This is a genomic window from Sphingomonas sp. GC_Shp_3 (genome assembly GCF_026540945.1).
In the GTDB taxonomy this organism is placed as follows: Bacteria; Pseudomonadota; Alphaproteobacteria; order Sphingomonadales; family Sphingomonadaceae; genus Sphingomonas.
Map to the genome: position 1 here is coordinate 41,602 of NZ_JALNUT010000016.1, position 14,676 is coordinate 56,277.

The 14,676-nt window shown below is 62.2% G+C and carries 15 protein-coding genes; 8 read left to right on the forward strand and 7 right to left on the reverse strand.

What is annotated here, in order from left to right; genetic code table 11:
* Positions 1 to 195: 195 nt before the first annotated feature.
* The 6 genes from OXR00_RS18745 to OXR00_RS18770 all read left to right on the forward strand — a co-directional run bounded on the left by OXR00_RS18745 (position 196) and on the right by OXR00_RS18770 (position 5,345).
* Complete coding sequence (locus tag OXR00_RS18745) at positions 196 to 612, forward strand: globin family protein (protein ID WP_267389744.1); 417 nt, start codon at positions 196 to 198, stop codon at positions 610 to 612.
* A 3-nt stretch (positions 613 to 615) separates the two neighbouring features.
* Positions 616 to 1,353 carry a methyl-accepting chemotaxis protein gene (locus tag OXR00_RS18750; RefSeq protein ID WP_267389746.1) on the forward strand — a complete coding sequence of 246 codons (738 nt, stop codon included), beginning with the start codon at positions 616 to 618 and terminating at the stop codon, positions 1,351 to 1,353.
* Between the two features lie 153 nt (positions 1,354 to 1,506).
* Positions 1,507 to 2,091: a recombinase family protein gene (locus OXR00_RS18755; protein ID WP_267389747.1), complete on the forward strand. Its 585-nt coding sequence runs from the start codon at positions 1,507 to 1,509 to the stop codon at positions 2,089 to 2,091.
* Between the two features lie 515 nt (positions 2,092 to 2,606).
* On the forward strand, positions 2,607 to 2,831 hold the full coding sequence (locus tag OXR00_RS18760) for an antitoxin VbhA family protein (RefSeq protein ID WP_267389748.1): 225 nt from the start codon (positions 2,607 to 2,609) through the stop codon (positions 2,829 to 2,831).
* A 330-nt stretch (positions 2,832 to 3,161) separates the two neighbouring features.
* Positions 3,162 to 4,130 carry an AraC family transcriptional regulator gene (locus OXR00_RS18765; protein WP_267389749.1) on the forward strand — a complete coding sequence of 323 codons (969 nt, stop codon included), beginning with the start codon at positions 3,162 to 3,164 and terminating at the stop codon, positions 4,128 to 4,130.
* Positions 4,131 to 4,220: 90 nt separating this feature from the next.
* Positions 4,221 to 5,345, forward strand: a complete 1,125-nt coding sequence (locus OXR00_RS18770) for a catalase family protein (RefSeq protein WP_267389750.1) — start codon at positions 4,221 to 4,223, stop codon at positions 5,343 to 5,345.
* Positions 5,346 to 6,094: 749 nt separating this feature from the next.
* Here the strand turns inward: OXR00_RS18770 and OXR00_RS18775 are convergent.
* The 7 genes from OXR00_RS18775 to OXR00_RS18805 form a co-directional block, all read right to left on the reverse strand.
* Entirely contained in the window at positions 6,095 to 7,006 is a 912-nt protein-coding gene (locus tag OXR00_RS18775; RefSeq protein ID WP_267389751.1) for an NADP-dependent oxidoreductase, read from the reverse strand.
* A 162-nt stretch (positions 7,007 to 7,168) separates the two neighbouring features.
* Positions 7,169 to 7,618, reverse strand: coding sequence for a hypothetical protein (locus tag OXR00_RS18780; protein WP_242154290.1), 450 nt, complete (start codon positions 7,616 to 7,618; stop codon positions 7,169 to 7,171).
* Positions 7,619 to 7,656: 38 nt separating this feature from the next.
* Positions 7,657 to 8,529: an SDR family NAD(P)-dependent oxidoreductase gene (locus tag OXR00_RS18785; RefSeq protein ID WP_267389752.1), complete on the reverse strand. Its 873-nt coding sequence runs from the start codon at positions 8,527 to 8,529 to the stop codon at positions 7,657 to 7,659.
* Positions 8,522 to 9,157, reverse strand: coding sequence for a cupin domain-containing protein (locus OXR00_RS18790; protein WP_267389753.1), 636 nt, complete (start codon positions 9,155 to 9,157; stop codon positions 8,522 to 8,524). Before OXR00_RS18790 ends, OXR00_RS18785 begins: the two co-directional genes overlap by 8 nt.
* 4 nt (positions 9,158 to 9,161) lie before the next feature.
* Positions 9,162 to 9,410 (reverse strand): hypothetical protein, encoded by a 249-nt coding sequence (locus OXR00_RS18795; RefSeq protein WP_242154294.1) that lies wholly within the window; start codon positions 9,408 to 9,410, stop codon positions 9,162 to 9,164.
* 523 nt (positions 9,411 to 9,933) lie between these two features.
* On the reverse strand, positions 9,934 to 10,626 hold the full coding sequence (locus OXR00_RS18800) for an alpha-ketoglutarate-dependent dioxygenase AlkB (RefSeq protein WP_267389754.1): 693 nt from the start codon (positions 10,624 to 10,626) through the stop codon (positions 9,934 to 9,936).
* Between the two features lie 568 nt (positions 10,627 to 11,194).
* Positions 11,195 to 12,151, reverse strand: coding sequence for an AraC family transcriptional regulator (locus OXR00_RS18805; RefSeq protein ID WP_267389755.1), 957 nt, complete (start codon positions 12,149 to 12,151; stop codon positions 11,195 to 11,197).
* 91 nt (positions 12,152 to 12,242) lie between these two features.
* Here OXR00_RS18805 and OXR00_RS18810 point away from each other — a divergent pair, with 91 nt between their 5' ends.
* Together OXR00_RS18810 and OXR00_RS18815 are read left to right on the forward strand one after the other, a co-directional pair.
* On the forward strand, positions 12,243 to 12,989 hold the full coding sequence (locus tag OXR00_RS18810; protein ID WP_267389756.1) for an SDR family oxidoreductase: 747 nt from the start codon (positions 12,243 to 12,245) through the stop codon (positions 12,987 to 12,989).
* A gap of 347 nt (positions 12,990 to 13,336) precedes the next feature.
* The gene (locus tag OXR00_RS18815; protein WP_267389757.1) at positions 13,337 to 14,419 is read left to right on the forward strand and encodes a molybdopterin-dependent oxidoreductase; all 1,083 of its coding nucleotides are present in this window, start codon (positions 13,337 to 13,339) and stop codon (positions 14,417 to 14,419) included.
* Positions 14,420 to 14,676: the final 257 nt, after the last annotated feature.

Genomic DNA, 14,676 nt, shown 5'->3' on the forward strand with positions numbered 1-14,676 from the left:
TATCTCATTGGATATGTCGCGCATCTCCTGAGTTTTGCGACAAAGAAGGAGTCGACTATGGCCAAACGGGTCCGGGCTTTGAGTTGAGTGGTCCGGTACTGAGGTAACAGAGCGGCCATTTCAGAAGCCGTACCATAGCGGCCGATCTGCAAACATTAACCGTTTTGAGGTGATTGCGGCGCTACGTTCCCGATCATGCTCAACGCTCGCCAAATCGATCTAGTGCAGGACAGCTTTGCCGCGGTTGTGCCCATCACCGACAGCACCGCAGCGGAATTTTACCATCGGCTGTTCGAGCTGGCACCGGATACAAAACCACTCTTTCGCGGCGACATGACCGAGCAGGGGCGCAAGCTGTTCCTGACGCTGGCTACCGTGGTCGATGCATTGGACCGCCTTGATGCCATCGTGCCGGTCGCTCGTGAATTGGCCATCCGGCACATCGCCTACGGTGCCAAGGAAAGGCATTATGCTGCGGTCGGCTCTGCACTGATCGAAACCCTGCGGGCCGGGCTCGGACTAGCCTTCGATCGTGACACAGAAGCAGCATGGCTCACCGCCTATACGATCCTGTCCGATACGATGCTGGCAGCGGTACGCGAAAAGGCCTGACTCATGACGGCCATGGGGCCATTGGCCGAGCCAGACCTTGCTGGCCAGCTCGGTGGCATCGCCTCGCGGCTTATTGATATCGCTGGCTGTGTGGCGTCAGAAGCGGAGGCGGCGACCATGATCGTCCGCGGTATGACCGACCATGCCAACCGGGTAGCCTTACTTGCTGCCGGGCTGGAAACGGCGGCTGCCTTGATTGAGGAAGCCGTTCGTCAGCAGGCCGATACCCTGATGCTGGCGCGCTCTGCACTCACCACAAATAAGCCGGTCATCGATGCCCTGGAGCAATCCATATCAGGGATTGCCTCTATTAATGCTACAATTGCAGGGATCGCACGAGAGAGCCAGGTCCTTAGTCTCAACGCTCGCATCGAAGCGGCACGGGCCGGGCCGGAAAGCGGGGCATTTGGTGTGGTTGCGGCAGAGATGTCGACGCTTGCCATGCGCACGAAGGATGCGACGGACGAGATTGCTAACCGGTCCTCAGCGATCGTGCACGATGTGAGTGCCGCCAGCGAAGTAGTCACCTCCCATGGTGTGCTCGTGCTGGAACAGGACGAGCTACTAGCGGCGTCACTCACTCATGCCATGGAACAGCGTCAGACTGCCCAGGACTTAGCCGTCATTACGGCCGAGACAGTCGCGACAGTGGATCAGGCTGCAGCTGCAATCGGACGGGTCGGAGCAAACGCGGTTGCGGTGAAGGTGCTGGCACGTCAGCTAACCAGATTGAACAAGTGAGATCGATAGCTGTGGGCGTCGGAAAACACATGATTGCCGAAACCCCATGGCCTGCACTTTGGCCGAACCACACCCGCCTTCGGTGTAAATGATCGATGAACCCTATCGCTTTGATGGAGTGTACGAAAATATGCTTTTAAGGGTCTGTCGTACATGCTGGTCGGATATATGCGGGTTTCGTCGGCCGACGACCGTCAGACGGTCGATCTCCAGCGCGACGCGCTGGTTGCAGTTGGTGTCGATCATCGGCATCTCCATACCGACAAGGCATCCGGCGCGCGCGACGACCGGCCGGGGCTGAAAGCCTGCCTCAACTATTTGAACGCGGGCGACACGCTGGTCGTTTGGAAACTCGACCGGCTCGGACGCTCACTGCCGCACCTGCTGACGATCGTCACCGACCTGAAGGCACGCGGCATCGCGTTCCGGTCGCTGACCGAGCAGATGGATACGACGACGCCCCACGGCGAGCTGCTGTTCTCGCTGTTCGGCGCATTGGCGCAATATGAGCGTGCGCTGACGCGCGAACGAGTGATGGCAGGACTAACTGCGGCCAAACGCCGGGGACGCCACGGTGGCCGCCCGCCAACGATCGACGACGAAACGCTCGAGCGGATCACCGCGGCGCTCGATGGCGGGGCCAGCAAGGCCTCCGTCTGCCGGACCTTTAAGGTGCCGCGCTCGACCCTGCTCGGCACGCTTGCCCGGATCGACTGGACCGCACCGGCCAAGATCTGACCGAACACCGCAGAGTGAATCTTACCGCCGACACCCCATGCCAATTAGCATTGATGTCTACACGACATGCCGATCGGCTAACCCGACCACGCCGGACAAATGGCTGTCAAAAACTTGGCTGATCGGTCAAAAGGCCTGTCACCTGCTTTGGACAGATCACGATCTGTTCTGACCTGAGAGGGCAAGTTCTCGTGTCAAAGGACACGGACTCTCCTTTGACACGAAAACCTGACTTTTTTGACAGAAGTCAGGGCACGAAGTTTCAGTCTGCTGATGATAGGCGCTCGCCTGAGGTTGGGGCGGAAGCTTAGGATCACGGTTATGGCCGTTCGAGCGTCCCGTCCTCCATGTTAACCACGTTGGCTCACGAGACGGTTTCTCAGCCTGCGGAGGCGAATCGTCTTAAGCGAATGAACGGTCGCATCCTGGCAGTGCGCTGCGCCGCTGACGCGAAGCTACACGATAGATGATCCACTCGTACTTCGGTGATAAGCTGTCCGTCGGAAGGATCTGTGATGCAGCTCGACACCCAAGGCCATAAACTTCTAACGGCTATCACCAGCGAGGAACGAGCGCGCCGTCAGGCCGAAGTCGATTTCGCCCGAGGTAGCGTGCGCTACGAAGGCGGCACGCTACCGGACGAGATCGAGCGTCTAAACATCCGCTACATTGCCGGTGAGATAGACAGCCGTGAACTCACCGCCGCCATTCTGTCATCCCACACGGTCCAACGTTTTTAATTTGTAGCCAAAAATTTGAGCCCCGAACGCTGGAACGCTCCGGGCTCAGGGGATGACCTATAGACCTAAAACATCGTAACCCAGCATACATACGGTTCAATCTGTAGCGCCGCAAGGTTGCCCCGCCGCAATCCCGTGTCGTTTATGTGCAGGCAACGCCGCAAGCATGCAGACCCAGAAAGCGACGTCCAGGACCGCTCTAGCATTTGCCGTAAGCGGAAGTTCGTTCACCCGGGCAATTGCATAGGATATTGCCACGGATACTTGAATCACGGTTGTATCCGGATGTGCACGGTGTTCGCGGAGGCACGCATGCGGTAGCGCTATTTCATGAGACGCACGCTCGATCAGCTCCTGACCACCATCGACGTCGACCCGCACGCTTTCTCGGTGTGCCGAATCCAGACTGGATGGAGGATGACCTTTCCCGCGTTCGCTGCGGTGACCATACACTTCGTGCTGCGGGGGTCCGGACATCTCCGGGTCGGCGCGTCACCACCGATCCCGTTCTCGCCATCGAGCATGCTGATCGTGCCTACCTCGGAGCAGCACTGGGTTGGCGAGGTCGGCGATCACGCCGAGGTCCGCGAATCCGCTGATTGTTGCGCCCTGCTTGGGGACGGATTGGTTGAGTTCACTGCGGGCAGCGGCGCCGATGATACGCTTATGCTGTGTGGAGCCTTGTCAGCGCCCTATCAAGACGGCCTGGGCTTCTTTGACCTGCTGCGAGCACCGACTGCAGGTGACATGGTCACGGGCGTCATCCCTGCGAGCGTGTTCGACGCAATGGCCGACGAAATCACCCGCGCCGGATTCGGCACGCAGGCGATGTGCCAAGCCTTGATGAAGCAAGGGCTCATTGCACTGCTGCGCGATCGACGGGAACGGCAGACGGAGCTCTCTGGAGGAGGTATATCCCACCCTCGCCTCTCCAAAGCGCTCGCTGCCATCATCGACAATCCCGCAGCTCCTCACACGGTCGACAGCCTAGCCTCACTTTCCGGTATGAGCCGTGCCTCGTTCTCGGACCACTTCTCCAAGACCTTTGGTCAGGGTCCGATCGACTTCGTGCAGAAGGCCAGGCTTCGCATCGCGGCACGGCTGCTGCGAACGACCGATTTGCCGATTAAGGTAATCGCGCAGAGTGCAGGATACGCCGGTCCGAGGCCGTTCTCGCGAGCCTTCCAGGCCAAATATGACTGCGGACCTGCAGACTACCGATCACGTCCGGACGGCGAGAACATCAGGGTTCCATCCCAGTTCGTGTCGTCGGAGGTCTCTGATCGTCCAGATCAGTGACACTGATCGTCCAAATGATCTGCTTGCGTGAACCCAAACCGGCCGGGGCACAGTTTCCATTGAACCCCATGCTTGCAGAAGGTCCATTCCATGTCCGATGATCTCCACCGCTCGCCCGTTGCCTTCACGCCAAACATTGAGGTGCGCGCCGACGACGAAGCGGAGACCATCCAGGGGCTGAATGAGCAGCTCCGCCTCATTCAGGAGACGACCGCCAAGGACTATGGCACCGCCGTTCGCGGCGTCCACGCGAAAGGTCACGCGATCGTCAAGGGTAAGCTTGAGGTGCTCGCCGGCCTTGCGCCTTCTTTCGCCCAGGGCCTGTTTTCGGCACCCGGCAGCTATGATGCGCTGCTGCGTTTCTCAACGCTGCCTGGCGACATCCTCGAAGACAGCATCAGTGTGCCGCGCGGGCTCGCGGTCAAGCTGTTCGGCGTTCCCGGCGACCGCCTGCCGGGCTCGGAGGCCGACACCACGCAAGACTTCATCCTGGTCAACGGCCCGGCGTTCGCAGCCCCCACACCGAAAGCATTTCTTGCCAATCTCAAGATGCTCGCCAAGACCACCGACACGGGCGAGGGGCTGAAGAAGGGCCTGTCCGCCGTGCTGCAGACCGTCGACGCAGCGCTCGAAACGGTCGGCATCCAGAGCCCGACGATCCAGACGCTGGGTGGCGCGCCCAACACTCACCCCCTTAGCGAGACGTACTACACCCAGGTGCCGCTACGGCATGGTAGCTATATCGCAAAGATCTCAGTCGCGCCGGTGTCGCCCAACCTTACCGAACTCACTGGTATTAAGGTCGATACGTCCGGCCGCCCGGACGCGTTGCGCGAGGACATGGGTCGAGAGCTGATCGAGCAGGACAGCGTTTGGGAGCTGCGCGTGCAGCTTTGCACCGACCTCGACAAGATGCCGGTGGAAGACTCCTCTGTGGTCTGGGACGAGGAAGCTAGCCCGTACGTGGCTGTCGCTCGCCTCACCGTGCCCGCGCAGCTCGGCTGGCAGCACGGTCTCAGCGAGCAGCAGGAGAAGGCGGTGTCGTTTAGCCCATGGCACGGGCTCGCTGCCCATCAGCCGATTGGCGGCGTCAACCGTGCGCGCAAGCCCACCTACGAGATGTCGACGCAGTTCCGCGGTCAGCACAACGGTTGTCCCGTCCACGAGCTTCGTTCTCTTGCAGAACTACCGACGCAGGGCATGACGATCGATTGAGTTGGCAATCGCTTGATACGGCCACGCTTTGATGACACGATTTCGTTCAATGCCGCTTCGTCAGGAATGCCGGCCTCCAGAGCCCGTGGGAGGACGGCCGGGCCTGCGAAGCGGCCGTGTTCATTTGAGCTTCTCACAGCCACAAGGCGGAGACGGCATGAACACGATTGAAGTGGGACATGCCAGGGAGAAGCTTGCCGTGATCCACAATGCGATTGGGTGAGGCTCCAAGAGTTGGGCTTTGCAAGTGGCCCAACGACATCTGCTTCGACCCATACGGGGGCGATGACCCACTTCCGGCCGTTCGACAGGCAATTCTTCCTCTCCAGCTTCGGACATTCGTTCATCGGTAGGATTATGCTCTCGCTCCTTCCTTCGACACTCTCCGGCATCGCGCGCCGAAACATTGAGATTCTGAGCTCTTTCGCTTCTGTGGCTCAATGGGAAGCATGACAATGTTGGGATTGCTGTAGGCGAGGAATTGGCGGCAAGCGCGTATCGACAATTGGAAATGCTGTGGCTTCGCTCATGCCCGGCAAGGAAAAGCGCACGCATATGCGCACGATCAGCCAGATCACGAAGGGTGAGGAGTTGAGGCGCCGGAGTGAGAGGACGGCTTGGCTCCGGATAAGGCATTTGGCCATGCTATGAGCCGGGATGGGCGCCTGCCACCTTGGTTCGACAGCACCCCGATCAGAAGGTGCCGGTTTCCTCTCCCCGTTGGTGGTCAGGATGGTCAGCCGATCGATCTAAATTGTGAGCACAACTTTCCCGCCCCCGCCTTTCTCTAGAAGCTCATGCGCTGCTCGAGCCTCACTGAGCGGCATGCGCCGGTTGATCGGCAGCACGAACTTGCCGTCGCGCAGATCGTCGGCGAACTCACGAAGCTTTGCGGGGTCCGGCTGCGCAAAGACCCGACTGATCTCGATCGAAGCATGCTTGGCGGCGTCCTCGGGCAGCACCGAGGTATAGCCGAACCGACCTCCTGCCTTGACCTTCCTGAGAAGCCTCGCCGCCGTGTCACCGCCCACTGTGTCGGCAACGCCGTCGACTTGGCTGAGCGCAGCCAGCGCATCCTCGTCGTCAATCGCGACGGATGCCGGCGCGCCGAGGCTCTCCGCTTCCGCGAGCTGATGCCCTCGGACGCCGGCGATAACGGTGGCGCCGAGCTTCATCGCCGAGTGGACGGCCGCCCGCCCGACGCTGCCAAGCGCACCACTCACCAGGATCGTCTGGCCCGCCATGGCCTGCGTTGCGACCCGCACGAGCTGGTCGCCCGTCATCGATACCAGCGGCAGTGCCGCCGCATCGATTGGATCGACGCCGTCAGGCAGATGGGTCACGAGCTTACCCGGCACCGCCACCTGCTCGGCATAGGTCGCATCGGTGAGTGCGATCACGCGATCGCCGACGACGACGTGGTGAACGTCGCGCCCGACCGCCAGTACCGTGCCACTGACGTCCTTGCCGAGAATGGCGGGCAGCTTGAGCGGGAAGTCTTTCTGCCGCGTACCCGAGCGGATCTTCCAGTCGATCGGGTTCACACTGGTTGCGACCGCAGCGATCAGCACGTCGTCGGCGCCAATGACGGGATCGGCGACGCTTTCCTCATAGTCGAGGACCTCAGGACCACCGTATCGGTGGATGCGTACCGCTCTCATCGTCTGCCCTCTAAAAGCTTAGCCTATCGCCTAACGCGCACCGCCGTATGGCGATGCGCGGTCGGGCGGGTTTACCGTCATCTAGCTTGTCGGGGGCGCACCGCTTCGCCCACATCGATCGCGCTCGCGACAAGGTCGTCCCTATCGACCGATCTACCGCGATCACGTCTTGGCCGCGAGCTTTGCGCCCGCTGCCGTCGCGATGCCGAAGGCAACATGGTTGGCGGCGTGCATACCGATCGTGCCGGCGTCCGCCTGCCACTCAGGCTTCTTCACGCCCAGGAGCGGTCCGGTGATCCAATGCATGGCGCCGTAGAAGGCAAGGCCGAAGGCCACGCCGGACGGGATGACCCCGGCGTCCTCATTCACCGTCGCCGCGAACACGGCACCGGCCGCCGCGGAGAGCAGCAGATGGCCGCCCTGGATGACCGCCTGCTCGGCTGCATCGGGCAGGCGATCCGCCCGAGGCACAGGGTGGACTCCAAGCCGGCGTGCGCTTGTGCGCTCAAGATCGGCAAGTTCAGACGGCTTGCCGCTCTTTCGCTCGCCTGCGATCATCAGCGCGGTGATCCCAAGTCCGGCGACGAGCCCGCCTGCGATCGCGCCGGCCATGCGAGTTCCGTTCATCTCGCTCTCTTTCTCTCTCACCATCAGGCCACGCCGTGCGCGCTGTCGCCACCGGTCACCGAATAGGTGCCGCCGCTCGCCATTCGCGCTGCGTCGGAGGCGAGGAAGACGACCATCGGCGCGACGTCCGCTGGGTCGATCCACGGCACGCCAAGCGGCGTCTTGGTAATCATCACCTGCCTAGCCAGTTGCTCGTCCTTCGCTTCGTCCCCGGTCGGCTGCTTGCCGCCGTCCTCTATTGCCTGAGCGTATCGGTCCTCGTGCCGGGTCAGCGCGGTGTCGATCAGCCCGGGGATCAACGCGTTGACGGTGATGCCATACTCACCGAACTCCAGCGCGGCTGACTTCATCAGGCCGATGATCCCCCATTTCGTCGCCGAATAGGCCGCACCATGCTTTGCGCCGTGCTGCCCCTGCGTCGAACTGGTGACGATAACGCGGCCGTGGCCCGTCGCCTTTGCACGGTCGCGGATCGCGGGGGCGAAGGCGCGCACGGCATTCATCGTGCCGGTTAGGTTGACGTCGATCTGATCGTGCCAGTCGATGTCCTCCATCTCCAAGATCGGCTTGAACGCTTGGATACCGGCGTTGGCGAACAGAATGTCGATCGCACCGAACGTCTCGACCACCTTGGTGGCGGCCTCGCGGAGCGCCGGCAGATCCCGCTGATCGAGCGTGATCGCCAGCCAGCGCCGCCCCGTCGCTTCGACCACGCGGCCGGTCGCGCAGAACTCCTCGGGCGTAGCGGCCGCCAAGTCGAGAATGGGGCTGACCGGCCCCGCGATGTCGATCCCGACAACGTCGGCACCAGCCTTTGCAAGCGCTTCGGCTGCGGCCCGGCCGATCCCTCTCGCCGCGCCCGTCACCACGGCTACCTTGCCTGAAAGATCAGCCATTCGCCGGCTCCTTGTTCTTGGATGCGATCACAACGCGATCGCGGTTTTTAGGGATGGCCTTGAACGTGTCGGCCGGCACGCCGAAGATCGCGCCAAGTACGTCGGGCGGGATCGCTGATAGCGATTCCACCAGGCCGATGTCGTCGTCGGGCTCGGCCACGCTGGTGTTGAAAACGATCAGAACAACGAGGTCATCTGTTTCGCTGGCGTTCTCGAAATAGTAGAAGTGACCCTGCGGCGCGAAGACAAGATCGCCCGCCTTGCCCTCGAACGCGTCGCCGGTGCCGCCCGGCCCGACCAGGCTCCAGCGAACCTTACCCGAGACGACAAAATTCATCTCCCAGGCAGACGGGTGCCAGTGCGGCTCGCGCACGCCACCGGGCGCGAGCCGCGCGAGATATACCGACCCCTGCTGCCCCTTAAGCACCGACCAGTTGTCCGCCACAGCACCGCGCAGGTCGCCACCGTCGAAGCGGCTCGGCGCTGCACTCGCAAGGTGGAACAGGTGCTGATGCGTAGGGTCAGCTCCACCACCATCCGTCATCGCAAAGCTCGGCTTGCCGCCGGGTTTGCTGGCAGCGTGATGCACCGCGGCGTTGTCGGCCGCCTGCGTGTCGAGATCGTCCATCTGCTCAGCGCCGCGCGATGCGGAGGGCCGCGAACGCGACTGGCAGCGGCTGTCCGTTCTCGACCTTGCCGGGCCAGGAAGCGGCATTGGCGAGCGTCGAGGCGATCGCATGCTCCTCATCGGGGCTATCAACCGGAAGCACGAACTCCTGCCCGCTCGCCGGCCCCTGGGCCGGGTCAAAGCGGCAAATGGTGACGTCGAACTTCGTCAGTTCGGCCGCGCCCTGGACGGGCGGTAGTGCCGAAGGCGTCATGCAGCCTCCACCATCTTGCGCGTCATTGAGGCCTTGCCGATGGCGCAAACGGTGTCCGCCCCATTTCTCAGTAAACCGGTCGCCATCGATCTCTCCTGTTCCAGCGGCGCTCCGCTGTCCCCTGCACAAACCCTTGGGGACTGTGGCGGGTTCACAGCTACGGTAAAGTTTTTAGACGACGAACCACGTGCACCGCCGATCAGGATGGTCGCACCGTCGAAGGCAGGCGAAGGCCTTCATGACGTCGATGGCCAAGGGCGATTGTGGTGCGGCGCAGGTCGTGGCAAACACCACCCGGCAGATCATCAGCGGCGTCCGTGAACGTCTCTGATCCTTGAAGCGATAAAGTCCTCAGCGACCTTGTGTCGGACAAGGAGGCAGGAATAGACGCTGACCTGCCGATCGGAATGACCCAAGGCTTGTAATAGCAACCTTTACTTTGGGCGGGACAGATTGATCGGCTAGCCCCTGCTGCTAGCACTAACGTGCTGACGTAGAATCAGGCGGTAAATTCGTGACGCGGTTAAGTTATTCTGTCGGCAGGTCGTTCGATCCGCCGTAAGGTTAGATTAATGCGGCCTCCTCCGGTAAATCCTTCGTCCGTCAGCAACGGCGAGGAACCGGGCACGATGCCCTCCACTCCGTGATAGATCAGCCGGGCCGGGCCACCGAACCAGACGACATCGCCGCTGCGCAGGCGCAATCGGCGCACGGCATCCTTCCTACTCATACCGCCGACGAGAAACGTCGCATCGTCGCCGAGCGACACGGACACGACCGGCGCGTCGAGGCTGGACTCGCCCTTGTCCTGATGAAGCCCGAGCCGAGCCTCGCCATCATAGAAGTTAATCAGGCATAGATTAGGCTGTATCACCTCCCCGGTCAGCTCTTTCCATAGGTCCAGCAGGTTCGAGGGAATCTGTGGCCACTGTTTTCCGGTCTTGGGATGACGCGATTGGTATCGATAGCCGCCCTCGCGATCCGTCACCCACCCGAACGTGCCCGCGTTGCTCATCTTTACACTGAGCGGCGCCCCGGTCTTTGGCATGGCCTGTTGGAAGAGCGGTGCCTCCGCGAGCACCGCGCGGATATCCGCCAGAATAGCGCGCTGTCCGGCCGCATCGTAGCAGCTAGGCAAATAGTGAAATCCCACCGGCAAATCGACTGCCTCGCCGTCGAAGAGAGTAGGATATTGGCTTTGTGGTCTAGCAGCCATGGGGGAACTCCTGTGCGTCGCCGTCACTGCTGCGCACCTAACTATGTAAGTCGCCCGCGGTTGACACGCCACACCGGTCACAGGCGGCATGCCTTCCCTCACCCCGCGCGCGGATTACACGGGTAGCCGTCGAGAATGACAATGAACTCCTCGATTATCTCGGCTGGTGAGCATCGATCGTGCCGGATGCTCACTTAAAGCGAGGCGACATTCAGAGCTGAGGGGCTGCTTCCCGAAAGCAGCCCCTCATCCATTACCCAGGCGGAAGGCTGCTACCGCCCGCGACGCCGGTTGTTGCGAGCGAGCCCATCCCGACCTATGTTCCCAATGTCTTCTTCGCCAAGCCCACTGATTACCGGTCGGCAACGATGACGCTGGAACACGGCTCCGCAGCGGGCACCGACGGTAGTGGGGCAAGCGCAGTGCTGCTGCCGGTCGTTCCAACCTCCACCGCCACCGGGCAAGGACTGGAGTAGGAATCGTGCATTCGGTGTAGAACCGCGTCATCGGCGTTTGGGCGAGCGCGTCAGAAGCGACCCAAAAACTGCCGCTCGAAGCTCCTCGAGCTTTACCCGAAAGCGGACACCGGTTCATGTTGTAGTAGCGAGCCGCGCACAGTCAGGTCGCCGTACGACCTTCGCCGTGCAAAAATAGTCGGCGAAGCGCCGACGTGGCGCGAGAACGCGACGCTGAAAGTACTTGCCGAGCTATAGCCAACCTGTCGGGCGATCTCGGCGACGCTTAGCTTGCCGTCCTCGAGCAATCGCTTGGCGAGCACCATGCGCCACTGCAGGAGGTACTCTATCGGCGCCTTGCCGACGGAGCGCCGGAAGCGCTCGAAAAAGGCAGAGCGCGACATCGCGGCGGTCTTGGCCAGGCCAGGTACGTCCCAGGCGGCGGCCGGCTGTTCGTGGATGGCACGCATCGCGGCCGCCACCCGCTCATCGCCAAGGCCGCGCAGAATGCCCGACGGGCAGTGCGGACCGCACGAGCGTAGCGCCTCAATGAACAGCACCTCCATCAGCCGGGCGAGGACGACATTGCGCCCCGCCCGTTCGCCCCTGGACTCCTCAACCGCCAGCTGGATCAGGGTCGTCAGGCGCGGCTCTCCGCGCGCATGGATCAGCAACGGCAGCAGCGATACGAGCAACGCGGCGTCCGGCGAGGCGAAGGCGCAGTGCCCTACGAGCATGCGGACATCGGGGTCGCAGGTTTGGTCGCCTAGGCGGAAGACGTTAGGCTTGATCTCCACTGGCATGCTGTTGAGGCCGGTCGGCAGAGCGCTGTGGGTACTCGACGAGGTGAAATCATACGCCGCCGGGATCAACACGAAGTCGCCGGGCTCGATCAGCAGCGGCGCTTCGTCTCGGACGTCGAGGAGGACGGTCCCTTCAAGCGCCGCGAAGAAGAAGGCACGGCCGTCCTCCACCCGGCGGACGCGCCATCGACCTGCCGCCTCAACAAATTTGGCATAGGACAGGTCGGGCTGAAGCAGGCTGACAATCTGCGCGAGAGGATCGGTCAATCTGGACGCTCGCCAAAAAGATACGGACGGATGACCGTAGCATGTCGCTTCAAGATTGCCATCTGTTGGCGTGACAACGACAGGAGCTTGCATGCCGACCATTTTGATAACCGGGTGTTCCTCGGGCTTCGGGCTAGAGATTGCCCGCCACTTTGCCGCGCGCGATTGGGACGTTGTTGCGACGATGCGAACCCCGCGCGAGGATGTGCTGCCCACGTCCGAGCGAATGAAAGTGCTGCCATTAGACGTAATCAGCGCCGACAGCATCGCCAACATCGTCGAGGCTGCGGGGCCGATCGACGCTCTCGTGAACAATGCGGGGATCGGCTTCCTGAACGCACTTGAGGGAACGCCGATCGAGGCGGCGCGCCACATCCTCGAGACCAACACGCTCGGCACCATCGCAATGATGCAGGCGGTGCTGCCGCAGATGCGCGAGCGGCGCGACGGCGTCGTCGTCAACGTCACCTCCTCAGTGACCTACCGGCCGCTGCCACTGCTATCGGTTTACACCGCGAGCAAGGCGGCCGTGAATGCCTTCTCCGATAGCGTCGCGCTGGAACTCGCGCCCTTCAACGTGCGCGTCCGGGTCGTGCTGCCGGGCCGCGCGCCGACGACACGCTTCGGAGACAACGCCCGCGCGTTGATGACCGACGGCTTTCCCGAAGCCTATGTGCCGTTGGTTGAGCAGGTAATGGCAGGCTGGCAGCAGGACACTGGACCGACCACCTCGTCCGAGGACGTTGCTGAGGCGGTCTGGCGCGCGGTGACTGACATGAGCGCACCGGCGCATCTGCCCGCGGGGGCCGACGCGATCGCCTGGTCGCAGGCAGGCTAGAACGACCCATGGGCCCGCAGTCTCCCGGGCCCGCTTGCAGCCAGTAACAGACTTTAAGCACTCTCAGCCGAGCTGCTTCGCGGCCGAGCAGACCCAATTATGGTTGTTCAGAGGGGCCCACGGCTTATTCAACTTCTGCCGCTCGTTCATATTCGCAGGAATTTGTCTAGCGGGCGGACCGCAAGCGGCCCTTCCCCCATAAAACTTCTTAGGACTCGGCCAGAATACAGGCACGCCGCGTTATGGGATGAACCGCACGCGAGCGGGCCGCGCTGCGACGGCCGGCATAGTCAGTAATTACCGCCGCCGCTATGCTGCAAGGACGCGAAACCATAGGAGCGGGCATCATGGATGACTTCAACGAAGCAGACTTCATCATCCAGCAGCGCGAGCCGTTTAACGCCGAGCCGCTGCCCAGCCGGCTTATCGAGCGATACCTCACCCCGCAGGCCCTGCTCTACGTCCGGAGCCATGGGGTTATACCCCACCTAGCCGACGACCATGCGATCAGGTTTGGAGGCAATGGCCTGCGCGACGCCGACCTGACACTTGCCCAGTTCAAAGCACATTTCGCCGAGCGACGCATCGTCGCGACCATGCAATGCGCGGGAAACCGTCGAGCCGATCTCCAGTCGGCGGGAAAGACTAACGGCGACCCATGGGAAGTCGGCGCGATCGGCAACGTCGAATGGACGGGCGTCAGCCTCGCCGAGGTGTTGGGCGAGTTGGGCATCGGGGACCGGCGTGAAGGCTATATTGCTTGCACTGCCGCAGACGTGGACGAGGTCGAAGGTGAGACGCACCCCTACGAAATCTCGATCTCATTACAGCGCGCCATGGCGGGCGACGTCTTGATCGCATGGGCTATTGGCGGTGAGCCGCTCAGCCCGGCACACGGTGCGCCCATGCGATTGGTGGTGCCGGGCTATGCGGGGGTGCGGAGCGTAAAGTGGGTGACCCGTATCGAACTGCGCGACGAGCCGAGCGCTGCGCCGGTCCAGGCCCGGGACTATAAGCTGTTCCCGCCCAACGAGGACGGCCGAGACGTCGATTGGAGCAAGGGGCTGGTGATCGAGGCAATGCCGGTCAACTCTGCTATCTGCGTCCCTCGCAATGGTGAGATCGTCGGTGCCGGCCCGCTGGCGGTCACCGGCTATGCGCTAGCTTACGGCCGCCGCGTTGCGCGCGTTGACCTCTCGATCGATGGAGGCCGGCACTGGGCGCAAGCACAATTTATCGACCAGGAAATCGCCCCGGATGCGTGGCAGCGTTGGCGTTGCGACATAGACGTGGCCCCAGGCCGGAACGAGATAGTGGTGCGTGCCGTAGACGACGCCGGGCAATCGCAGCCCGAGCGGGCAGAAGACGTCTGGAACTTCGCCGGCTACCTCTCGACGGCTTGGCACCGAATTACCGTCGACGTGAGATAGACCCACATGCGGTCATTTAGCCCTCCCCCGCCAATCCTCATACCGGTCATTGGTTCATGTCTGTCGAGCGTGCAGCTACGCAACTTAGGACAATATAAGGAGCTAGCTAGGGAGCGGCCCCACCGCGCGGTAGCTTTCGATCAGGGTATCGAATACGGCGATGTCGGATCTGCTGCGGGCAATGATTTGTCCGCCGGCAACCGCCGCGTAGATTGCGCGCGCTCTTGCCTCGACGCTTTCCGGCGATCCAATCGCTG